The 20,132-nt window shown below is 69.2% G+C and carries 23 protein-coding genes; 8 read left to right on the top strand and 15 right to left on the bottom strand.

What is annotated here, in order from left to right; genetic code table 11:
• Nucleotides 1–51 precede the first annotated feature (51 nt).
• The 8 genes from C441_RS00780 to thyA all read right to left on the bottom strand — a co-directional run bounded on the left by C441_RS00780 (nucleotide 52) and on the right by thyA (nucleotide 6,183).
• Nucleotides 52–1,209, bottom strand: a complete 1,158-nt coding sequence (locus tag C441_RS00780; RefSeq protein ID WP_007273345.1) for a metal-dependent hydrolase family protein — start codon at nucleotides 1,207–1,209, stop codon at nucleotides 52–54.
• Nucleotides 1,210–1,308: 99 nt separating this feature from the next.
• A complete protein-coding gene (locus C441_RS00775; RefSeq protein ID WP_007273344.1) occupies nucleotides 1,309–2,157 on the bottom strand; it encodes an MOSC domain-containing protein in 849 nt (282 codons plus the stop codon).
• On the bottom strand, nucleotides 2,158–2,907 hold the full coding sequence (psmA2, locus tag C441_RS00770) for a proteasome subunit alpha (protein WP_007273343.1): 750 nt from the start codon (nucleotides 2,905–2,907) through the stop codon (nucleotides 2,158–2,160).
• A 159-nt stretch (nucleotides 2,908–3,066) separates the two neighbouring features.
• A complete protein-coding gene (locus C441_RS00765; RefSeq protein WP_004969233.1) occupies nucleotides 3,067–3,249 on the bottom strand; it encodes an HVO_2922 family protein in 183 nt (60 codons plus the stop codon).
• A 76-nt stretch (nucleotides 3,250–3,325) separates the two neighbouring features.
• Nucleotides 3,326–4,252, bottom strand: coding sequence for a hypothetical protein (locus C441_RS00760; protein ID WP_007273342.1), 927 nt, complete (start codon nucleotides 4,250–4,252; stop codon nucleotides 3,326–3,328).
• A gap of 119 nt (nucleotides 4,253–4,371) precedes the next feature.
• Nucleotides 4,372–4,587 carry a DUF4177 domain-containing protein gene (locus C441_RS00755; RefSeq protein WP_007273341.1) on the bottom strand — a complete coding sequence of 72 codons (216 nt, stop codon included), beginning with the start codon at nucleotides 4,585–4,587 and terminating at the stop codon, nucleotides 4,372–4,374.
• Nucleotides 4,580–5,188: a dihydrofolate reductase gene (locus tag C441_RS00750; RefSeq protein ID WP_007273340.1), complete on the bottom strand. Its 609-nt coding sequence runs from the start codon at nucleotides 5,186–5,188 to the stop codon at nucleotides 4,580–4,582. The genes C441_RS00755 and C441_RS00750 overlap by 8 nt, the downstream gene beginning before the upstream one ends.
• Entirely contained in the window at nucleotides 5,185–6,183 is a 999-nt protein-coding gene (thyA, locus tag C441_RS00745) for a thymidylate synthase (RefSeq protein ID WP_007273339.1), read from the bottom strand. Before thyA ends, C441_RS00750 begins: the two co-directional genes overlap by 4 nt.
• Nucleotides 6,184–6,298: 115 nt before the next feature.
• Here thyA and C441_RS00740 point away from each other — a divergent pair, with 115 nt between their 5' ends.
• A complete protein-coding gene (locus tag C441_RS00740) occupies nucleotides 6,299–6,877 on the top strand; it encodes an MBL fold metallo-hydrolase (protein WP_007273338.1) in 579 nt (192 codons plus the stop codon).
• Between the two features lie 31 nt (nucleotides 6,878–6,908).
• On the opposite strand, the gene C441_RS00735 is transcribed toward C441_RS00740, so the two are convergent.
• The gene (locus tag C441_RS00735) at nucleotides 6,909–7,667 is read right to left on the bottom strand and encodes an SDR family oxidoreductase (protein WP_007273337.1); all 759 of its coding nucleotides are present in this window, start codon (nucleotides 7,665–7,667) and stop codon (nucleotides 6,909–6,911) included.
• Nucleotides 7,668–7,770: 103 nt separating this feature from the next.
• Nucleotides 7,771–8,061, bottom strand: a complete 291-nt coding sequence (locus C441_RS00730; RefSeq protein ID WP_007273336.1) for a DUF5827 family protein — start codon at nucleotides 8,059–8,061, stop codon at nucleotides 7,771–7,773.
• 170 nt (nucleotides 8,062–8,231) lie between these two features.
• Between C441_RS00730 and C441_RS00725 the strand changes: the two genes are divergently transcribed.
• Nucleotides 8,232–8,657 carry a DUF7522 family protein gene (locus C441_RS00725; protein ID WP_007273335.1) on the top strand — a complete coding sequence of 142 codons (426 nt, stop codon included), beginning with the start codon at nucleotides 8,232–8,234 and terminating at the stop codon, nucleotides 8,655–8,657.
• Nucleotides 8,658–8,765: 108 nt separating this feature from the next.
• Here C441_RS00725 and sod read toward each other — a convergent pair whose 3' ends face one another.
• The 3 genes from sod to C441_RS00710 form a co-directional block, all read right to left on the bottom strand.
• A complete protein-coding gene (sod, locus tag C441_RS00720; protein WP_007273334.1) occupies nucleotides 8,766–9,365 on the bottom strand; it encodes a superoxide dismutase in 600 nt (199 codons plus the stop codon).
• A 137-nt stretch (nucleotides 9,366–9,502) separates the two neighbouring features.
• Nucleotides 9,503–10,108: a DJ-1/PfpI family protein gene (locus C441_RS00715; protein ID WP_007273333.1), complete on the bottom strand. Its 606-nt coding sequence runs from the start codon at nucleotides 10,106–10,108 to the stop codon at nucleotides 9,503–9,505.
• A 102-nt stretch (nucleotides 10,109–10,210) separates the two neighbouring features.
• Nucleotides 10,211–11,659 (bottom strand): cryptochrome/photolyase family protein, encoded by a 1,449-nt coding sequence (locus C441_RS00710; protein ID WP_007273332.1) that lies wholly within the window; start codon nucleotides 11,657–11,659, stop codon nucleotides 10,211–10,213.
• A 387-nt stretch (nucleotides 11,660–12,046) separates the two neighbouring features.
• Between C441_RS00710 and C441_RS00705 the strand changes: the two genes are divergently transcribed.
• On the top strand, nucleotides 12,047–12,814 hold the full coding sequence (locus C441_RS00705; protein WP_083874826.1) for a hypothetical protein: 768 nt from the start codon (nucleotides 12,047–12,049) through the stop codon (nucleotides 12,812–12,814).
• A gap of 53 nt (nucleotides 12,815–12,867) precedes the next feature.
• On the opposite strand, the gene C441_RS00700 is transcribed toward C441_RS00705, so the two are convergent.
• Nucleotides 12,868–13,551, bottom strand: coding sequence for a 6-hydroxymethylpterin diphosphokinase MptE-like protein (locus tag C441_RS00700; RefSeq protein WP_007273330.1), 684 nt, complete (start codon nucleotides 13,549–13,551; stop codon nucleotides 12,868–12,870).
• 188 nt (nucleotides 13,552–13,739) lie between these two features.
• The gene (locus C441_RS00695; protein ID WP_007273329.1) at nucleotides 13,740–14,879 is read right to left on the bottom strand and encodes a dihydropteroate synthase; all 1,140 of its coding nucleotides are present in this window, start codon (nucleotides 14,877–14,879) and stop codon (nucleotides 13,740–13,742) included.
• A gap of 180 nt (nucleotides 14,880–15,059) precedes the next feature.
• On the opposite strand from C441_RS00695, the gene C441_RS00690 reads away from it, so the two are divergent.
• From C441_RS00690 to C441_RS00670, 5 genes are read left to right on the top strand one after another with little or no spacing between them, the layout of a single operon-like run.
• On the top strand, nucleotides 15,060–15,629 hold the full coding sequence (locus C441_RS00690; protein WP_007273328.1) for a response regulator: 570 nt from the start codon (nucleotides 15,060–15,062) through the stop codon (nucleotides 15,627–15,629).
• A gap of 22 nt (nucleotides 15,630–15,651) precedes the next feature.
• Nucleotides 15,652–17,616, top strand: a complete 1,965-nt coding sequence (locus C441_RS00685) for a HAMP domain-containing sensor histidine kinase (RefSeq protein ID WP_007273327.1) — start codon at nucleotides 15,652–15,654, stop codon at nucleotides 17,614–17,616.
• 52 nt (nucleotides 17,617–17,668) lie between these two features.
• The gene (locus C441_RS00680; RefSeq protein ID WP_229722439.1) at nucleotides 17,669–18,676 is read left to right on the top strand and encodes a PstS family phosphate ABC transporter substrate-binding protein; all 1,008 of its coding nucleotides are present in this window, start codon (nucleotides 17,669–17,671) and stop codon (nucleotides 18,674–18,676) included.
• Between the two features lie 44 nt (nucleotides 18,677–18,720).
• Nucleotides 18,721–19,311, top strand: coding sequence for a hypothetical protein (locus C441_RS00675; RefSeq protein ID WP_007273325.1), 591 nt, complete (start codon nucleotides 18,721–18,723; stop codon nucleotides 19,309–19,311).
• Nucleotides 19,308–20,129, top strand: coding sequence for an RNA methyltransferase (locus tag C441_RS00670; RefSeq protein WP_007273324.1), 822 nt, complete (start codon nucleotides 19,308–19,310; stop codon nucleotides 20,127–20,129). The genes C441_RS00675 and C441_RS00670 overlap by 4 nt, the downstream gene beginning before the upstream one ends.
• Nucleotides 20,130–20,132: the final 3 nt, after the last annotated feature.

The following is a 20,132-nucleotide window of genomic DNA, read 5'->3' as shown; positions in this document are numbered from 1 at the left end:
GTAAAAGGTTGTCGCTTCAAATCGGGTGTGATACCGACTGCCGTGTTGCGATTAGACGACTCGCTCGCCCTCGCGGTACACCTGCCGGACCGTCCGCCACGCGCCCGCGTCCTCGCTCGGGTCGGCGTCGAGGACGACGAGGTCCGCGACGTAGCCCTCGGCGACCCTCCCCACGTCGTCCAATCCGAGGAGGTCCGCGCCGCCGACGGTCGCGGCTTCGAGCGCCTCGGCGGGCGACAGGCCGTACTCGACGAGCAGTTCCATCTCGCGGAGCGCGTTCTCGCCGTGGTCGTTGAACGGCGTGCCCGCGTCGGTCCCCATGGCGATTTTCACGCCGGCGTCGAGCGCGCGGTCCCACGCGCCTTCGAAGCGTTCGGCGGCGTCTTCGGCCTTCGCAACGGCCTCCGGCGGGATGCCGCCCTCGACGCCCGCCTCGACGATTTCGCGGACGGCCGAGGCCGTCGGCACCCAGTACGTGCCGTGTTCGACCATGAGTTCCGCGGCCTCCTCGTCCATGAACATCCCGTGTTCGACGCTCGAAATCCCCGCGTGGGCGGCGTTTTTGATACCCGCCTCGCCGTGGGCGTGGGCCGCGGTCGGGACGCCCTTCGCGCTCGCGGCGTCGACGAGGGCGCGAATCTCCGCTTCCGTGAACTCGGGCGCGCCCGTGACCGCGCCGGTGGTGAGGACGCCGCCGGTCGCGATGCATTTCACCACGTCCGCGCCGCGCTTCAGTTGCTCTCTGGCGGCCTTTCGAACCTCGTTCGGGCCGTCGGCCTCCCGGCCCAACCAGTGGGCGTGGCCGCCCGTCATGGTGATGTTCTCCCCGGCGGCGAGGACGCGCGGCCCGTCGAGTTCGCCGGCGGCGACCGCGGCCTTCGCGCTCGTCGCAGTGTCGCCGGGCGAACCGAGGTCGCGGACGGTCGTGACGCCCGCCGCCAGCGTCTTCTGGAGGTTGGCCGCCGCTCGGTAGCAGGCGCGTTCGACCGGCTCGGACCGGTAGGCGGCCACGTCTGGGCGGCCGTCCATCATGAGGTGAACGTGGGCGTCGACGAGTCCCGGCGCGACGACCGCACCCGACAGGTCCCGCGTCTCGCCTTCTACCTCGTCGCCGACGGACGCGATGCGCCCGGTCGACTCGTCTATCACCACGTTCGCCTCGCGGCCCCCGTCGGCGTCGACGACCCGCACGCCGGATAGCGTGAACATGTGTCTCTCAACCGGGGCAGGTGACCTAAAGCCGCGGGTGTCAACGAAGAATAACGAACCGTCTGCGCGGCGTTCGAACGCGACGAAAACAGGCTCGACTCACTCGGGGACGATGTCGCCGACGGTGACGACGTCCCCGACCGACAGCGTCTCGCCCCACGACGACTCCGGAACCGCGGTGTTGACCATGAGCCGGAAGTCGTGGTCGAACCAGTCGCCGCCGGACCACTCGGGGAGCGTCTCCCGGCGCTTCGTCATGAGCGTCGTCCGGAAGTCGGCCGTTTCAGCGCCCGTGTCGGGGTCGCGGCTCGGGACGACACAGCGCTGGCAGGGGTTGACGCCCTCGAAGGAAACTCCTCCGACGCCGAACTCGACGACCGTCCCGCGCCGGTCGAACAGGTGGTCCTCCCAGAACGGCTCGGTCGCGTCGAGGACGAGGTTCGGCCGGAGGCGGCGGCGCATCTCGTCGGCGTCGACGCCGTCGAACCACGAGGCGACCGCGTCGAGCGTTCCCGTCGAGATGACCGTCGGGCCGCTGGCTTCGGTGTCGTCGGGGAACCCGCCGGCGGGGTCGCGCCGGAGTTCGACCGGGTAGCCGAAGTACGCCGAGAGCCAGTCGTCGGCCTCGGCTATCGGGCCGTCGTAGTCGTCCATCTCGGGGGCCGAGAGTTCGACCGTGCCGTCGGCGAGCGAGACGGAGCTTCGGATGCGATGGACCGCCCGCTCGCGCTTGCCGTTGACGTACTGGTCGTCCCCGTCGAAGATGGCGTACTCGCGGTCGCCGCGGAGCCCGCCGTTCTCGACGATGTCGGCGGCGTCGACGAACTCGGCGTCGAGCGACTTCACCGGGTAGACCGCGATGCGGTCGAGCGTCACGGCCGCCGCGCCGGCGGTCGCGTTCGCGGTCGGCGCCGACGAGTCGTCGTCGGTCGGGCTCCCGTCCGTCATCTACTCCTCGCTTTCGTCCGTCTCGTCGGACCCGTCGTCCGCGGTCGCGTCGGCGAACAGCTCGGCGATGCTCTCCTCGTCGACGATTTCGTAGCCCGCCTCGGAGACGGTGACGAGGTTCAGCTCGTCGCTCTCGATTTCGTCGTCGGCCGCGACGAGCGCCTTCACGGCGAGCGCGAGACCGTCTTCGAGCGACAGGTCCTCGGCGTACCCGTCTTCGAGGGCGGCCTGCACGTCTTCGCGGTGGCCGCCGATGGCGACCGCCTTCCACTCCTGGGGCGTCCCGGACGGGTCGGTCGCAAAGAGGCGGCCCGAGCCGTTTTCGACGCCGCCGATGAGGAGCGACGCGCCGTACGGGCGGGTGCCGCCGGACTGCGTGCTCTCTTGGATGTTGTCGGTGATGGTCTTCGTGAGCGTCTCGACGCCGATGGGTTCGCCGTAGCGCAGGTGCTCGCGCTGGGCGGTCGTCCGCGCGAAGTCCACGAGCTTCCGCGCGTCGGCGACGTGGCCGGCCGTGGCCGCGCCGAGCGCGTCGTCGAGCTTGTGTAGCTTCTCGATGCTCTCGGCTTCCATGAGTTCCGACGGAGTCGACCGGAGAGCCGCCAGAACGACGCCGTCGGCGGTGCGTACGCCGAGGACCGGCGCGCCGCGCTTGACGGCCTCGCGGGCGTACTCGACCTGATAGATGCGTCCGTCGGGGGAGAAAAGCGACGTCCCGCGGTCGTAGGCCTGCTTGTCGTTTCGGTTCATCGTGCGACCTCCTCGCTCGCGTCGGCGACGTTCGTCATTACTCTCCGGTCAGTCCCGGAGGCGGAAAAAGCCTCCACACCCGGCATCGGTGTGGGGTTCGTACTCGAATCGGCGGTCAATCCTCCGATTTCCGACGAATCGAGGCCACCAGCCGCGGAACTACGCTTCGACCACGTCCGCGTCGGGGGCGTTCCGCTTGACGCTCTCGATGCCCTGCTTCGCCTTCTGTTTCGACGCGTAGCCCTCGCCCGAGTCGGCGAGGATGTTCCCGTTGTCGTGGACGAGCCGCCAGCGGTAGTCGTCCGCCGCGTCGACGAACACCTCGAAGTGCGCCTTGCTCATACTGAGAATCTGTTGTCAACGGACAAAAATGTATTCGCTGGCGGAGCGTCGCGGCCGCCGCGCCGGCCCGGTCGCCTCAGGCGGTTTCGGGTTCGAGCGCCTCGGCGTCGACTTCCAGCAGTCGCGCCTCGCAGTCCTCACAGCGGACGGCGAACACCTCCCACGACCGGCAACACGACTCGGCGGTCTCCGAGCCGAATCGGACGTCGCCGCCGCAGGTCGGACATCGGTTGAGATAGATGCGGAGTCCCCTCGCCAGCGCGCTCCGCTGTTCGGCCGTCAGGCGGTCCCAGTCGTCGAGGCGGCCGTCGAGGGCGGCGTCGGCGGCCACGTCCGCGACGAGCGCGCCGCGGGACTCCCAAGTGCCGAGGGTGGTGCCGTCGACTATCGCCACGAGCCACCGACTCCGGGAGCGAGATTCCAGCGAGACGTCTGCTTCGTCGACCCCGGTCAAGCGGGCGAGCCACCGTCGCGCGACCGCCTCGTCGGTGCGCGCGATTTCGTCGTTCCACGCCGATTCGAACGCCGGGGCGAGGCGGAGTTCGTCGCCGCTCTCGTCCACCTCCAACGCGCCGGCGTCCAGCAGGGTCGCCTCCACGTCGAACGCCGCGACCGACGCGCCATCGCCGTCTAACTCCCCCGATTCGACCTCGCCGGCCGGTGATTCGGCGTCAGCGTCGTCGCCGGCGGCCGACCCGGGCGCGGACGCGGTGGCCCCGACGCGAGTCTGGGTCGGCGTCGGCTCCTTGTCGAACCACCGGAGGACCCGGTCGGGGAAGTACGTCTTCGTGAGCGTCGGCGTGCCGGGAACGAGGTAGCCGCGGAAGTAAATCGCGCCCGCGAAGAGGGCGAACGAGACGAGCGCGAGCGGCGGCCACGCGAGGCCGAGCAACAGGCTCAGCGCGGCGGCGATGACGACGTTCACGACGGTACACGGCGTACACCGGTTTTCGCCGGTGTACTCGGGCTGGCGGAGTCGGTCTGCGAGTGTCGAAGTGGTCATGGCGGACGGGAAAGCTTCGTTCCCTCTTAGGAGGTCGTTCGCGTCAATAAAGCTACTCGTGGACCGTCGCGGGAAACACGGGTCGTTTGCGAGCGCCCCCCGAGACGACCCCCGGCGTCTCAGCGCTTCGGCCGCTTGAACACGAGCGCCGTCTGCCCGCTGTTCGCGCCGGCGCCGCGCGAGTCGGAAATCGTGTCCACGAGTTCCCATCCGTCGCCGCCGAGGGAGTTGAGGGCGTCTTCCATCGGGGACGTGTCGCCGCTGAACAGGCCGCCGTCGGCCGTGCGGACGATTTTGTACTCCCACTCGCCGCCGGGGGCGGTGGTATCAGTCATCGGACTCTTCCGGGTCGAACTCGGCTCCACCGGCCGCCGCGGAGTCCCCGCGTTTCCGGCGCTCGTACGTGACGAACGAGAAGCCGTCGCGGTCGTCGCGGTCGGTCTCGACCCAGTCCTCGCGGTCCCACTCGGGGAACCGCGTGTCGCCCTCGTGGGGCGCGTCGAGTTCGGTGAGAACCAGCCCCACCGCGCGGTCGAGGAACTGCTCGTAGACGGTCGCGCCGCCGACGACGTACACGGTCTCGACGCCCATCTCGGCGGCCGCGGTCTCGGCGGCGGCGACCGCGGATTCGACCGAATCGACCGCTTCAGCGCCCTCGGGAAGGTCGAGGTCGCGGCTCGTCAGCACGACGCTGTGGCGGTCCGGGAGCGGGCCGTCGAGTTGGCGGGCGATGCTCTCGTAGGTCTTGCGGCCCATCACGACCGGGTGCCCGGTCGTCGTCCGCTTGAAGTGCTTCAGGTCCTCGGGGAGGTGCCACGGCATGTCGCCGTCGCGGCCGATGACGCGGTTGTCGGCGACGGCGGCGACGAGGACGAATCGGACCGCGGAACCGACGGCGTCGTCGGCCTCGGCTTCGGCCATCTCCTCGCCGCTCATTCGGCCACCGCGAAGCGAATCCCGTCGGCCGGGTCGTAGTCGCGGAGGACGATGTCCTCGAACGAGAGGGCTTCGAGCCGCACGTCGGCCACGTCGAGCGTGGGGCGCTCGCGGGGTTCGCGCGAGGCCTGCAAGAGCAGTCCGGGAACGTGGTCGTAGTCCTCCTCTCCGTCGGCCTCCTCGGGTGCCGCGTCGAGGAGCCACTCGCGCACGTCGAGGTACCCTTCGGGCGACTGCACGTCGGCGAGGCGGGACTGGAGTTCGTCGAGGTGGTCGCCGTACCACGCGCCGCGCTCGCCGGTGCCGCAGTAGACGTGGGCGTCGACGATGGTGTGGGCGAACGACCCGAGTTCGAAGCCGGCGCGCTGGGCGACGACCTGCGCGAGGATGGCGTACGCCGCGAGATTGAACGGGACGCCGAGCGCGATGTCGCCGGAGCGCTGGGTCAGGTGGAGGTTGAGTTCGTCGCCCTGCACGTTGAAGACGAAGGTGTAGTGACACGGCGGGAGCGTCGAGACGGCCGCGTTGGCGGGGTGCCACGCGTTGATGACCATCCGGCGGGAGTTCGGGTTCTCTTCGAGCGTGTCGAGGACGTACGCGAGTTGGTCGAACGTCCCTTCGTCGTTCATCCAGCGGTGGCCGTCGTCGGGCCACGCCTCGCCCGAAAGTCCCTCCTCGGGGACCGGGTAGCGCCGCCAGAACCGACCGTAGGCCGTGTCGAGATGGCCGTCGTCGTCGGCCCACGCGTCCCAGATGCCCGTCTCCTCGCGGAGGGTGCGGATGTGTTCCTCGCCGGAGAGGTACCACAGCAGTTCGTGGATGAGGGAGTTCCAGCGGAAGCCCGAGAGGTCCTTCGTCGTGAGAAGCGGGAAGCCCTCCTGCAAGTCGACGCTGTAGTGCTTCGAGAAGCCCGAGATGGTGTCGACGCCCGTCCGATTGGGTTTGTGTCGCCCGGTGCCGAGAACGTCTGTCACGAGGTCGAGATATTGGCGCATGAGAGGTGCCCTGATTGACTGTTGGTCGTGGTCGGACCATACTAAACTTCCCCGTATCAGCGCGGATTTCCGCTCGCCCACAACACCGAATACCCCGCTTTTCGTACCTGTGGCCATGATTCGCAACCTCGCAGGGGACACTCGGGCCTTCACGAGCAACGTCTTTCTCGTCGACGGCGAGACCACCGCGCTCGTGGACGCCGGGGCGAACTTCGACGTGGTGCCGAAGGTCCGGGAGGCAACCGACTCGCTCGACGCGGTGTACCTCACCCACACGCACCCCGACCACATCGGAAACGTGGACGCCGTCCGCGAGGCGTTCGACGTGCAGACGTGGGGCTACGACACCGGCAACCTCGCCGTGGACAGGCGCATCGACGACGGCGAGCGCGTCCAAATCGGCGACGACGTGTTCGAGGCGGTCCACACGCCGGGCCACAAGGACGACCACCTGTGCTTTTTCTCCCGCGGGTCGGGCGTCTGCTTCGCGGGCGACCTCGTCTTCGCTGACGGCGGCTTCGGTCGGACCGACCTCCCCGAGGGTGACCGCGGCGCGCTCGTCGAGAGCATCGACCGCCTGCGCGAGGTGGTCGGCGACGACCTGACCGAACTCCACGTCGGCCACGGGCCGAGCGTCACGACACGTCCGAGCGAGGACCTCGAACTCGCGGCGAAGGCGGCGCGGACGAGGTGAGTCGCCGCCTCGACCGCCTCGTCGACGCCTCTTACCGACTCGTGTAGCCGCCGTCGACGGTGAGCGCTTCGCCCGTCGTGAACGACGCGCCGTCCGAACAGAGCCAGACGACCGCGGAGGCGATTTCGTCCACGTCGCCGAGGCGGTTCATCGGGTGGAGCGACTCGATTCCCTTCCGGGCTTCGGGGTCGTCGAGGCCGCCCTCGCCGAGCAGTGGCGTGTCGATAAAGCCCGGACACACCGCGTTGACGCGGACGCCCTGTTCGGCGTACTCGATGGCCGCGGTCTTCGTCAGCCCGAGGACGCCGTGTTTGGCGGCGACGTAGTGGCTCGCGTTCGCGAAGCCGACTTTCCCGAGAATCGACGCCATGTTGACGATGACGCCGCCGTCGCCGTCGAGCATCGCGGGAATCTCGTGTCGCATCGACCGCCAGACGCCGTTGAGGTTCACGTCGATGACTTGTTGCCACTCGTCGGCCGAGAGGTCGGCGGTCGGTTTCTGCGCGCCGCCGACGCCCGCGTTGTTGCAGGCGAAGTCGAGTCGGCCGTACTCGGAGACCGCCGTGTCGACCATCGCGGCGACGGCGTCGCCGTCCGTCACGTCCGTCTCGACGAACGTCGCCGTCCCGCCGGCCTCCTCGATGCGCGCGACGGTCTCATCGCCGCCCTCGATGTTCACGTCGGAGACGACGACGCGCGCGCCCTCGGCGGCGAACGCCTCCGCGGTCGCGCGACCGATTCCAGAGCCAGCGCCTGTTACGACTGCGACTTCGGTGTCGAATTGAGCCATAGTACGAGCGAGAAAACAACTACCTGACAGATAACCGTTTGTGCGAGTCTCACGTCGGAAGAACTCGCGGACGCCGAACCGCGAAACGGGGACGCGGCGGTCGTTACTCTTCGTCTGCTTCGGGGACGGCGTCGGGGTGGAGGCCGAAGTAGCCCGGTTCGTCGCTCCGGGGGTCGTTGATGACGAAGTCCTCCTGATTGGCGACGATCCACGGAATCGTCCACTGGACGATGCGGTCTTCGGTCTCCTCGCTGAGGTCGTCCTGCGGCGACAGCCCCTGCATCAGGCGGGCGATTTCGCCGACGGTGTACATGTAGTCGGGGTCGAGGATGTCGGCGGGTTCGTACAGGAGGTACCCGTAGAGGGTGTCGAAGTCGTCTTTCGGCTTGGGCATGCCGTAGGCTTCTCGGCCGACGGGCAAAACCCCGACGACCGCGGGCGGCGAGCGACGGGGACGGGGACGGGGACGACGGCACTGTGGCTGACGAGCGCGGCCATGGCCTCCGCACAGGCCTCGACGGCCCCATAAGTAGGCTTATCAGCCGCGACGCGAGACCCGAAACGATGAGCGACGCCCCCGCACGACTCGTCGAGGCTTTCCGTAGCTTCGGCGGGGACGACCTCCGGGACCTCTGGGTCTTCGACCACCACGGCTACGAACACCTCTATCTCAGGGAGGACGTGTCCGACGCGCTCGAATCTCTCGACGTCTCTCGATTCATCGACAACGAGCGGTTCGGGTACGTCACGAGAGACACCTACGAGACGCTGTACTACGCGGACTACGGCTACACCGTCCGCGGGTTCGACGCGTTCGAGCAGTTTCGGACGTTCGTCGGCGACCACCCCACCGGCGTCCTCGCCGGCTTCGACCGCGGGACCGACGGCCGCGACTTCGCGGCACTGCACGACCGAATCTGTGCGCTGAACGAGGAGTTCGGCGGGACGGAGCTGTTTTCCGACCCGACCGCCCGCGACCGCCGCCCCTGAGCGGCGGTTCGACCCCGCGGCAGACGACTCGCTCTCGGTTCGGTTCGACGCGGACAGCGCCGCCGCTGACGGCGTTGCGTCCGAAAGAAAAGTCGGGATGTATCGGGTTTACTCGAAGAGTTCGACGGCCTGGTCGTAGCGGGCCGACGGTTCTTCCCAGTCGACGACCTCGAAGAACGCGGAGACGAAGTCGCCGCGGGCCGGGCCGTAGTCGTGGTAGTACGAGTGCTCCCAGACGTCCAGCGCGAGAATCGGGTGGCTACCCCAGAGCGCGCCCTGGTCGTGCTTGTCGACGACGACGTTCCGAAGCTGGTTCGAGAACGAGTCGTACACCAAGAGCGCCCAGCCGCCGGCCGCGCCGGCCGCCGCTTCGAATTCGCCCTTCCACGCCTCGTAGGAGCCGAAGTCCTCCGCGATGCGGTCTGCGAGCGCGCCCGAGGGCTCGTCGCCGCCTTCCGGCGACATGTTCTGCCAGAACAGGTCGTGCAGAATGTGTCCCGAGCCGTTGTGGGTCACGTTGCGGAGCGCGCCGGCGGACGAGCCGAACTCGCCTGCTTCGCGGTTGTCGGCGAGGGTCTCCTCGGCCGCGTTCCAGCCGTTGACGTAGCCCTGGTGGTGGGTGTCGTGATGCCACGTCAGCACCTGCTCGGAGATGTGCGGTTCGAGGGCGTCGTACTCGTACGGAAGCGGGTCGAGTTCGTAGCTCATAATGTGTAACCTCCGTATCACGGGTGGGGCGGAATCCTGTTAAAACTTGAGGAGAGGTATGCTAGCACAAACCACAGTATGCGGGTCGCTATCGGTCGATTTCTCCGCTTCGAGAAACTCCGGTTCGCGCGAGCGTATCAGCCGTCGAACGGGTCGGTCCGGCGCTCGTACTCGATTTCCGTCGAGACGGCGTCGGCGACTTCGGCTCCGAACTCGCGTTCGACGACGTGCAACGAGAGGTCGAGACCGGAGGTGACGCCGCCCGCGGTGAGCACGTCGCCGTCGTCGACGACGCGCGCTTCGACGACTTCGGCGGCCGTCTGTCGGAGGTCGGAAAGCGCGCCGCCGTGGGTGACCGCGGGGCGGCCGTCGAGGATGCCGGCGCGGGCGAGGAGCATCCCGCCGGTACAGACGCCGGCGACGGTCGTTCCGGCCTCGTGGAGTACCGCGATTGCATCCGGAATCTCGCCTTTCTCGGCCTCCGCCCACGCGCTCTGTTCGGCGCGGGAGTTCCAGCCGCCGCCGGGGACGACGAGGAGGTCCGGGCGGTCGGTCTCGGGGTCGAGGACGCCGTCGACGCCGACGCGCATGCCGTGGCTCGCGGTCACGAACTCGCGGTCGTCGAGCGCGACGAGTTCGGCCTCGCAGTCGGCCCCGGCCGCGCCGGCGTTCTGGAACACCTCGAACGGGGCGACGGCGTCGAGTTCGTCGAAGCCGTCGTAGAGGATGATAGCGACGTGCATGGATTCGGAGTCGGGTTCCGAGGAGAAAGTCGTTCGTGCCGCGGCGACCGGGGGTGGAGGGCGGGCGCGGCGGCTCGCGACCCCCGTCTGCGCGCCCGTCGCTCAGTCGTCGCCGCGGGCGGCCTCGAACATCGAAATCGCCCGCTCGCGGCGCTCGGAGTGGTCCACGATTGGTTCCGGGTAGTCCGGCGCGAGGCGCTCGCGTTCGAGGTCGGTCAGGTCGTGCCACTCGTGGATGGTGTTTGCCGTCACGTCCGAGAGTTCGGGAATGTATCGCTTGATGTACTCCCCGTCTGGGTCGTAGCGCTCGCCCTGCGTCATCGGGTTGAAGATGCGGAAGTACGGCTGGGCGTCGGTCCCGGTCGAGGCGGCCCACTGCCAGCCGCCGTTGTCGTTCGCGGTGTCGTGGTCCGCGAGGTGCTCCCGGAAGTGCGCGTAGCCGTGTCGCCAGTCGCACAGGAGGTCCTTCGTGAGGAACGACGCGACTATCATCCGGACGCGGTTGTGCATGTACGTCTCCTCGCGGAGCTGTCGCATCCCGGCGTCGACGATTGGATAGCCGGTTTTGCCCTCTTTCCACGCCGCGAGTTCCTCGGAATCGTCGCGCCACGCGATGTCATTTTCGTACTCCTTGTAGTTCTCCGTGACGACGTTCGGGTGTTCTCGAAGGACGTGCGCGTAGAACTCCCGCCACGCCAACTGCGACTGGAACTCCTCGACCGACTCGTCTCGCTCGCCGCCGACGCCCTCGCGGGCCGCCGCGGTCGCCGCGTACACCTCGCGGATGCCGATGGTCCCGAACTTGAGGTCCGTCGAGAGCCGGGACGTGGCGTCCCGCGTCGGGTAGTCGCGGTCGTCGGCGTAGCGGTAGATGGCGTCCGCGCAGAACGCCGACAGGCGCTCGCGGGCCGCCTCGGTCCCCGCCGACTGGACCGCCGCCGTCGGCTCCTCGAACCCGAGGTCCGAGATGGTCGGGAGGTCGCCGACGGCGATGTCGAAGTCGGCGTCGGAGAGGCACTCTGCGGCGGTTTCGAGTGCCGCGGCGTCGGCGAGGTCGTCGGCGTCCGGTTCCGGGTACGGGTCGGGTTTGTCGCGATCGCGCCACTTCTTCCAGAAGTAGGTGTAGACCGAGTACGTGTCGCCCGCGTTGGTCGTGATGCTCCCCGGCGGGTGGAAGATGGCGTCGTGGACCGGCTCGCGGGCGACGCCGGCGTCGTCGAGGGCGAGTCGCACGTCGGCGTCGCGCTCGCGGGCCAGCCCGGAGTAGTCGATGCCCCACACGGCCCGTTCCGCGTCGAGCGCCGCCGCGACCGCCGGCACGACCGTCCGCGGGTCGCCGCGGGCGACGAGCAGGTCGCTCCCGCGCTCGCGGTACGCCTCGCGGAGTTCGGCGAGCGCGTCGAGCAGGTACCTGACGCGGGGCGCGCCGGCGTGGTCGAGCACGTCCCGGTCGAAGACGAAAAGCGGGGCGACGGGGCCCGCCTCCGCGGCCGCCGCGAGCCCGCGGTTGTCCGCGACGCGCAGGTCCCGGCGGTGCCAGTGCAGTTGCATAGCCGCGCCTCAGGACGGCGTCCATGTCAATGTAGCGGCAGACGACACCGAAACGCGGGAAAACCCGGCCGACCAGTCTGTTCGACTGAACTTAATCTGCTCGCGGCGCGGGAAACGATGTCCTACCACGTCTCGCGGCGGCAGTCGCTCGTTTTCGGACACCAGTTGGCATGAATGTGGTACGGTAGTCGACACTCGCGGCGGCGCGACTGTCGCGGGTAATGTGATGTTATCGACCGAATTCCGGGACGGGAGCACGTTTACGTTCTTGCTATCTGGTGTACCCAGTCCATACCTATACGGCGTCGTGCCCACGGTTCTGGTATGTCCGGGCATCGCTTCCTTCCCGATTCCGCGGTCCGACAGCCGCCTCTCCGGTCCCCGCTCGTGTTTCCGCTCCTCCTCTTGACGTTCGTCTGCGGAACGCTCGGGTGGCTCGTCTGGGTGCCGTACGGCGCGTTCCTCGGCGCTCTGCCGCCGGTCGTCGTCTTCGGTTTCGCGCTCGTCGAACTCTCGTCGGTCTCGCCGCCGCCCCCGCAACTCCCGTCGGCGCGCCCGTCGCCGCCGCTCTCGCTCGACGGCCGGGTCGACCTCGCGGCCGCGCTACACGCCGCGGGCGTCCTTTCGGCCGGCGCGGACGGCACGCTCTCTCTGTCGCCGCAGTTCGCCGAGGAGTGGCGCGCCCGCGTGCTCGACACCGAGGGGCGGGACCGCGACCGCGAGGCGCTCGCGGCGCTCCTCGGCGTCGCCCCGGATAGAATCGAACTGGGCTGGGACGAACGGGGGCTGTTCGCGCGCCTCGACCGCGGGACGGTGGGCCGGTGGGCCTCTCGCGCCGCGTTCGTCGCCGACCTCACGGCGGTGGCGACGTTCCGGCGGTACTACCCCGAGTGGTGGCGGCTCTCGACCGCGGACCGGAACCGCGTCCTCGGTGCCCTCCGGCTGTGTCTCCGGACCTGCCCGACCTGCGACGGCGCGGTCACGGTCGAGACGAAGCGGGTGGCGGCCCCCGAAGGCGACGGGACGAAGCGGCGCGTCTCGGCGACCTGCCGCGGCTGTGACGCGTCCCTGTTCGACGGCGTGGTCGAGCAGTCGGCGGCCGAACCGACCGGGACCGAGGAGGGAGCCGACGTGCACCCGCAGAACACGCGGTAACCGGGGCGCGAGCGCGAGGGACGCCGCGCCAACGAGTCGGTGTGAGCGGGCCCTCAGGGGAGCGGGTCGATGCCGTCGCGTCGCCCATCGAGTACCGAAAACCGCTCTCCGCGGCGTCGTTCGAGCCACCGGAGCAGGCGCTCGGCCCACCTGAGTTTCTGCGCTTTCATCGCGTCCACGGTCGGGTCGTCGAAGTCCCAGCCGGCGAAGACGAGCCGGTCCGCCCCGAGTTCGTCGGCGATGAAGGCCGCCCGGTCGCCGTCGGTGAAACCGCCCCAGTTGACGACGGGACCGACCGGGGCCGCCTGCGTCGTCCCGAGGACGTGGTCGGTATCGAACCGCGGCACCCACTCGCGGACCGCGGGGCGGTTGTCACCGTGGGCGTGGGCCGCGACCGGCACGCCCGATTCGGTCAGTTCGACCGCCGTCTCGGGGTTTTTATCGAGATCAGTCACCATTAAATCGAGGTCGAAGCCGGCGTCTCGAACCGCATCGGCGGCGGTGGAGGCGGCGACGACGACGTCAACGTCCGGGGCGTCGAGCCGGTCGAGTTCGTCGTCGAGCGTCGGGGCCGCCCCGCAGACGGCGACGGTCGCGCCATCCCAGTCCAGCCGGTCCCGGTCGAACGGCGTGACGAGGTCCGCGAGCGCGTCTCTGGCCCGCTCGTCGCCGGTTCGGTCGAAGCCGAAGTCGTCGAGAATCCGCCCGTAGACGGGTTCCCACGTGGTGAAATCCATGGTGTAGCTGTCGCTCAGAATGTAACTGTATGGGCCGGAACGGCACTCGTGTACCCCTACCCGCGTGCCCTTCCGGCGTCCACAGGACCGTTTTAGAGTCGGATGGTATAAGTTTTCTCTTAGTAGAACGGTCAACGTCTGCCGAACGTCAGACGGCGAGACGGGTTCGTGAGGGGTTCTCGGGCCGGCTAGCGCGTCGCCCGCTCGACCGTTTCGAGGGCGGCTTCGAGGGCGTCGGACGCGTCCGTGACGAGCGCCGAAAGCCGGGCGAGCGCGGCGGGCGTCCCGACCAGAAGCGCGCCGGTGTCGCCGCCGGCCAAGACGGCTCCCGCGTCGCCGGCGGCGGCGGCGAGGGCCTCCCGGTCGTCGGCCCCGAGCCCCTCCAGTTCGAAGACGCGCGTGACGCTCTCGGCGGCGACCTCGCGGTTCGCGCCGACGCGGTCGAGGTGTCTCGCGGCCTCGCCGGGCGTCGTCACGTCGAGTTCCTCGACCGACACGTCGCCGGGTTCGCGGACGCGGCGGCGCTTGAACTCGTGGCCGATGAGGGCGGCGTCGCGGGTCTCTTTCACGTCGTGGGTCCGGACGACGTGTGCGCCGCGCTCGACCGCCATCGACGTGGCGGCGAGGCTGACGGGCAGGGCCTCCTCGGTCGGGCGGCCGGCCACGTCGCGGAGGAAGTTCTTGCGGTTGATGGAGACCAAGATGGGGTGGCCGTAGCCGCGGAACTCCCGCAGGCGGTCGAACGTCTCGCGGTCGTGTTCGAGCGTCTTCGCCTCCGACCAGCCGCCGAAGGCGGGGTCGACGATGGTCTTGTCGGTGAAGCCGTTCAGTTCGAGGGCGTCGTAGATGTCGTCGACCTCCTCTATCGCGCCGGGGCGAGTGAGGTCCGGGGGGCTGGCCATCTTGGCGACCGCGGCGTCGAACTCCTCGCAGACGCGGGGCATCTCCGGGTCGGCGAAGCCGCAGATGTCGTTGACCATGTCGAAGCCGCCGTCGAGCGCCGCCTCGGCGACCTCGTGGTAGCGCGTCTCGATGGAGAAGACGGCGTCGCCGGAGACGCTGTCGAGGACCGAAAGCGCCGTGTCGAGGCGGTCGAGTTCGTCTTCGGCCGACAGCACGTCGAGGCGCTTGTTCGCCGATTCGAGGCCGACGTCGACGATGTCGGCCCCCTCGTCGATGAGCTCGCGGTCGACGTATTCGGCGGCCTCGCTCGGGTCGTTGAACACGCTCGGCTTGTACGGGGACTCCTTGGAGACGTTCAGCACACCCATGATTCGGGGCGGGTGGTCGTCGCCGATTTCGAGTCCTGCCGCATCGACGGTTCGCATACCCGTCGGTTGGACCACACGATTATATGCCGACCGGTCGCGGAAGGCGGGCGAGTTCGTCGAGTACGAAGCCGCATGCGACGGAATTGAGGGCTATTGAGTCCTCATAGCAACCGCTTAATAGCGCTCTCTGGACTACACAGCCAACCGGGTGCCTTCCGGGCGCACCCACACAGGATTATGACTGGCGACGGACCACCGACGATACTCGCCGTTGACGACGAACCGTCCCTGACGACGCTGTACGAGGCGTGGCTCGCGGACGACTACCGCGTCGAGACGGCTTCGAGCGCGGAGGAGGCGCTCGGACTCGTCGCCGACGAGTCGTTCGACGCCGCGATGCTCGACAGGCAGATGCCCGGCGGCACCGGGGACGAGGTGCTGTCCGAACTCCGGGCGCGCGACCACGACTTCCCGGTCGTGATGGTGACCGGCGTCGACCCCGACACCGACATCGTCGAGATGCCGTTCGACGACTACCTCGTCAAGCCGGTCGGAAAACTGGAGGTCCGCCGCGCCGTCCGCTCGCTCGTGGTCCGCGGGTCGTACAACGACCTGCTCCGCGAGTACTTCGCGCTCGCCCGCAAGCGGGCCGTGTTGGAGTCCACCTACGACCGCGAGACGCTCGAAGAGTCGGCGTCGTACCGCGAACTCACCGCCTCGGTCGATGACGCGGCGGCCCGCGCCGACGACGCCCGCGCGGAACTGCTCGACGACGCGTTCGAGGAGGCGGCGCTCGACTTCGGATGACTGACCGGAGGCTCGACCGGCCGTGACGCGACGCCTCCTGCCGCGGTTCGTCAGGAAGCGGTACGCGGTGCAGTTCGCGCTCGCGGTCGGCCTCGTCACGCTCGCCATCGCGGCCGTCGGCGGCTACTCGTATCTCCACGCCAACGAGGTCATCGGCGACGAGACGCGCGACGACCTCGTGACGAACGCCGAGATTCAGGCGCAGAACCTCGACGAGTGGCTCACGCGGATGGAGGTGCAGATGCGGTCGATATCTGAGTCCGCGGCGTTCCAGTCCGGCGACGACCGCGACATCAACCTCTATCTGTGGTCGGTGGTCGAACGCGACCGCGACATCGACGCCGCGTACTACATCGACACGAGAAACGAGACGGTTCTCACGAGCACGGGGAGCGCCAGCGTCGCCTCGGCCGAGTCGGTGACGACGTACTACGGCCGCCGGGAGTTCACCGCGCTCGCCCAGCAGTCCCACGGCGACGTGGTCGTCTCGGACCCGTTCCGCCCCTCCGAGGGGGCCGCGCCCGTCGTCCTCTTCGCGACGACGATTCCCGACCGCCCGAACCGGGCCGTCATCGCCGTGGCGAACCTCCGAGACATCTCCGAGACGCATCTCCACGACATCGACGCCGGCCGGTTCGTCGTCGTCGACGGGGCGGGGACGGTCGTCCTCGCGGAGGACGAGTCGCGGCTGTTGGAGACCGACGCGCTCGACACGACCCGATACGACGCCGCGTCGGGGTTCGTCCCCGGGCAGTCGCTCGCCGGCTCGTCGACCGAGGTCGGGTTCGCCCGGATGGAGACCCACGACTGGGTCGTCACCTCCCGCGTCCCCACGGGCGAGGCGTACGCCCTGCGGACGGACATCCTCACGCAGATACTCGCGACCCTGTTCGTCGTCGGCGCGGGCGCGGCCCTGCTGGCGGTCACCATCGGTCGGGACACCGTGGACGCGGTTCGGACCCTCGGGTCGAACGCGCGGGAACTCACCGACGGCAACCTCGACGTCTCAATCGACCGCGACCGCGAGGACGAGTTCGGCGACCTCTACGAGGCGTTCGACGTGATGCGGGTTTCCCTGCGCGACCAGATTCTCGAAGCCGAGCGCGCCCGCGAGGAGGCCGAGGCGGCGAGAGGGGTGGCGTGGGCCGAAAAGGAGGCCTCCGAGCGCCGCCGCCGCCACCTCGAACGGACCGCGGAGGCCTACGGCGAGGTGATGCGGGCCTGCGCCGACGGCGACCTCGCGGAGCGAATCGAGCCCGACGAGGAGAGCGAGGCGATGGCCGAGGTCGCCCGCTCGTTCAACGAGATGATGGCCGACGTACAGGAGCGAAACGAACAGCTCCGAACCGTCTCGAACGTGCTCTCGCACGACCTGCGAAACCCACTCAACGTCGCGGTCGGCCGGGCCGAACTCCTCGCCGACGAGACCGAAAGCGACCACGTCGAACCGCTCGTCGAGTCGCTCGACCGCATCGACGCCATCATCGACGACGCGCTCGTGTTGGCGCTCCAGCGGCGGGTCGAAGACACGCTCCCGGTCGCGCTGTCGGACGCGGCCCGGCGGGCGTGGGGGCACGTGGAGACGGGGGACGCGACGCTCGTCGTCGAGGAGAACGCCCGGTTCGCCGCCGACCCCGACCTCGCGGCCCACGTCTTCGAGAACCTGTTTCGGAACTCCGTCGAGCACGGCGACCCAGACGGAGTGACCGTCACCGTCGGCGCGCTCTGCGACGCCCCCGGCTTCTACGTCGAAGACGACGGCCCCGGCATCCCGGAGGCCGACCGGGCGAGCGTGCTCGAACCGGGCTACACGACGAACCGCGCCGGCGGCGGGACCGGCTTCGGCCTCCCAATCGTCCTGCAGGTCGCCGACGCCCACGGCTGGGACCTCGCGCTCTGCGAGTCGGCGACCGGCGGCGCGCGGTTCGAACTCAGCGGCGTCGAGCATGTCGGCGGCGGTGCCGACGACGCCGTCTCCCTCGTGTGACTATATACCCCACTTAGCAACCACCATGACCGGACGCGAGAAACGACCGACCGTGAAGCCACCTTGTCGGGGCGGAGACGGAGCGAGTCGGCGCGGGTTCCTCGGCGCGCTCGGGGCGGCCGGGGCAGTCGGGCTCGCGGGCTGTCTCGGGAGCGTCGGGTCGGTGCCGGGGCCGACCGCGAGTCGGACCGCGACCGCGACGACCGACGACGCGCTCTCGGGGCGTATCGCTATCGCCGGGAGTAGTACGGTCTACCCGCTGACGCTCTCGCTCGGCAAGTCGTTCTCGGAGGCGCACCCGGACGTGACGGTGTCCGTCGCCTCGACCGGGACCGGCGGGGGGTTCGCCGACTTCTTCTGTGCGGGCCGGACCGTCGTGAACGACGCGAGCAGGGCCATCGAGGCGGACGAGCGCGACGCGTGTGCGGCCGCCGGCATCGGCCCCGTGGAGTTCCGCATCGCCACCGACGCCGTCTCGGTCGTCGTCAACCCCGACGCCGACTGGGTGGACTGCCTCACGCTCTCCGAACTCGCCGCGATATGGCGCGTCGGCGGGGCCTCGTCGTGGAGCGACGTCCGACCCGAGTGGCCCGACGAGCCGATTCGCCTCGCCGGCCCGACGACCGCCTCGGGCACGTTCGACTACTTCTCCGACGCCGTCCTCCCGAGCGCGGTCCAGCGGACCGACCACCTCACGACCGAACAGGACACGGTCATCGCCAAGACCGTCGGCGACTCCCCGCACGCGATGGGCTACTTCGGCCTCGCGTACTACCTCCAGAACCGCGACACCGTCCGCGCGGTCCCGATTTCCGAGCCGGACGGATGCGCCCTCCCGTCGCCCGCGAACGCGAAGAACGGGACCTACGACACGCTCTCGCGACCCCTGTACGTCTACGTCGCCCGCGAGGCGCTGTCGCGTCCGGAGGTCGCCGCGTTCGTCCGCTACTACCTCGAACGGTCCACGTCGGAGCCGGCGGTCGTCGGCTACGTGCCCGTCACGGAGGAGGCGGCCGCCGACAACCTCGACCGGCTGGACGCGCTCCTCGCGGACGGCTGACCGGCATCACGCCATTTTTATCCGCCGCTCGGCTATCTCGGCCCATGGCGAAGGTCAGCGTCGGACTCCGCGGATGGCGGTTCGAGGAGGCCGAGATATTCACCGACGAGGGCGAGTTCAAACCGCTCGACGAGATTCCCGAGGACCCGCGGGAGCGACTCGTGCGCCTCGTCTCGCTCGTCGAGGAGCCGTGCGACGCCTGCTATCTGATTCACGGCGACGAGGAGATACAGCAGTGCCGACAGGCGTCCATCGTCTACGGCGAGCCCCGCGAGGAGGTGCTCCTCTGCGAACACCACGAGCCGGACTTCCTCTACTGGTTCCGCGAGGAGGACGGCCGCGACCTCGTCGGCGACGCGGTGTTCGCCGACGCCTTCCACGAGTGGTTCGCCGACGGCGGCCGCGCCCCCGAGGGGTACGGCGGACTGGAGTACGTCGACACCGAACCCGACGAACTGCCGTCGCCGCCGGACGCAAACGAGATACAGCGCCGGCTGGAGGAGAACTTCGTCGAGGGCGAGCGCATCGACCTCCGCGATTACGGTCCCGACGCGGACGACGACGAGGACGCGACGCCCCTGACCGAAGACGACCTCGACGGCGTCGACCTCGACACGGACTACCCGACGAGATGAGCGGCGACCGAGACGCCGGTGCCGACGGGGGCCGCGAGTTCGTCGTCGTCGTCGTCGAACCCGAGACGCCCGGCAACGTCGGGACCATCGCGCGGGCGATGAAGAACTTCGGCATCTACGACCTCCGCCTCGTCAACCCGCCGCCGCTCGACCCCGACGGCGAGGCGTACGGCTTCGCCGGCCACGCCCGCGAGGACGTGCTCCCGAACGCCACCGAGACGACCTTAGAGGAGGTCGTCGAGGAGTTCCACACCATCGGGACGACCGCGGTCTCCCACGAGGACTCCACCCGGCACGTCCGCTATCCGTTCAAGACGCCGGTCGAAATCGCCGACTCGCTGGAGTCGGTGGAGACGAAGACCGCGCTCGTGTTCGGCCGCGAGGGCACCGGCCTCGACAACGAGGAGCTGGCGATGCTCGACGAGGTCTGTTGCATCCCCGCCGACGACCGATACCCCGTGCTCAACCTCGGGCAGGCGGCGACGATTCTCATGTACGAGCTTCGCCGCTTCACGGTCGAGGAGACGCAACTGCCGGACGTGGAGCGCGAGCGCGCCTCCGAAGACGAAATCGAGGTCGTCTACCGCTTTTTCGACGAACTGCTCGACGCCGTGGACTACCGCGAGCACAAGCGCACCAAAACCTCGCGGATGATGCGCCGACTGCTCGGCCGCGCCCACCCGACCGAGCGCGAGGCCGCGACGCTGACGGGCGTGTTCCGCCGCGCCGCCGAGGCCGTCCGCGACCCCGACCGCTTCCGCGACGCCGGCGACGGACTGGGCGACCGCGGCGACGACACCGACGGCGCCGAACCCTGACGC

This window comes from Haloferax sulfurifontis ATCC BAA-897 (assembly GCF_000337835.1).
Classification (GTDB): Archaea; Halobacteriota; Halobacteria; order Halobacteriales; family Haloferacaceae; genus Haloferax; species Haloferax denitrificans.
Note: the sequence above shows the minus strand (reverse complement) of the source record. Positions and strands in the feature narration are given on the sequence as shown.

Coding starts and splice junctions, on each gene's coding strand:
- C441_RS00765 (WP_004969233.1), bottom strand. CDS start 3,249: ATGAGCAAGGCGCACTTCGAGGTGTTCGTCGACGCGGCGGACGACTAC.
- psmA2 (WP_007273343.1), bottom strand. CDS start 2,907: ATGAACCGAAACGACAAGCAGGCCTACGACCGCGGGACGTCGCTTTTC.
- C441_RS00670 (WP_007273324.1), top strand. CDS start 19,308: ATGAGCGGCGACCGAGACGCCGGTGCCGACGGGGGCCGCGAGTTCGTC.
- C441_RS00700 (WP_007273330.1), bottom strand. CDS start 13,551: ATGGATTTCACCACGTGGGAACCCGTCTACGGGCGGATTCTCGACGAC.
- C441_RS00695 (WP_007273329.1), bottom strand. CDS start 14,879: ATGCGAACCGTCGATGCGGCAGGACTCGAAATCGGCGACGACCACCCG.
- C441_RS00755 (WP_007273341.1), bottom strand. CDS start 4,587: ATGACTGATACCACCGCCCCCGGCGGCGAGTGGGAGTACAAAATCGTC.
- C441_RS00740 (WP_007273338.1), top strand. CDS start 6,299: ATGATTCGCAACCTCGCAGGGGACACTCGGGCCTTCACGAGCAACGTC.
- C441_RS00750 (WP_007273340.1), bottom strand. CDS start 5,188: ATGAGCGGCGAGGAGATGGCCGAAGCCGAGGCCGACGACGCCGTCGGT.
- C441_RS00725 (WP_007273335.1), top strand. CDS start 8,232: ATGAGCGACGCCCCCGCACGACTCGTCGAGGCTTTCCGTAGCTTCGGC.
- C441_RS00690 (WP_007273328.1), top strand. CDS start 15,060: ATGACTGGCGACGGACCACCGACGATACTCGCCGTTGACGACGAACCG.
- C441_RS00775 (WP_007273344.1), bottom strand. CDS start 2,157: ATGACGGACGGGAGCCCGACCGACGACGACTCGTCGGCGCCGACCGCG.
- C441_RS00735 (WP_007273337.1), bottom strand. CDS start 7,667: ATGGCTCAATTCGACACCGAAGTCGCAGTCGTAACAGGCGCTGGCTCT.
- C441_RS00760 (WP_007273342.1), bottom strand. CDS start 4,252: ATGACCACTTCGACACTCGCAGACCGACTCCGCCAGCCCGAGTACACC.
- C441_RS00730 (WP_007273336.1), bottom strand. CDS start 8,061: ATGCCCAAGCCGAAAGACGACTTCGACACCCTCTACGGGTACCTCCTG.
- C441_RS00780 (WP_007273345.1), bottom strand. CDS start 1,209: ATGTTCACGCTATCCGGCGTGCGGGTCGTCGACGCCGACGGGGGCCGC.
- thyA (WP_007273339.1), bottom strand. CDS start 6,183: ATGCGCCAATATCTCGACCTCGTGACAGACGTTCTCGGCACCGGGCGA.
- C441_RS00675 (WP_007273325.1), top strand. CDS start 18,721: ATGGCGAAGGTCAGCGTCGGACTCCGCGGATGGCGGTTCGAGGAGGCC.
- C441_RS00715 (WP_007273333.1), bottom strand. CDS start 10,108: ATGCACGTCGCTATCATCCTCTACGACGGCTTCGACGAACTCGACGCC.
- sod (WP_007273334.1), bottom strand. CDS start 9,365: ATGAGCTACGAACTCGACCCGCTTCCGTACGAGTACGACGCCCTCGAA.
- C441_RS00710 (WP_007273332.1), bottom strand. CDS start 11,659: ATGCAACTGCACTGGCACCGCCGGGACCTGCGCGTCGCGGACAACCGC.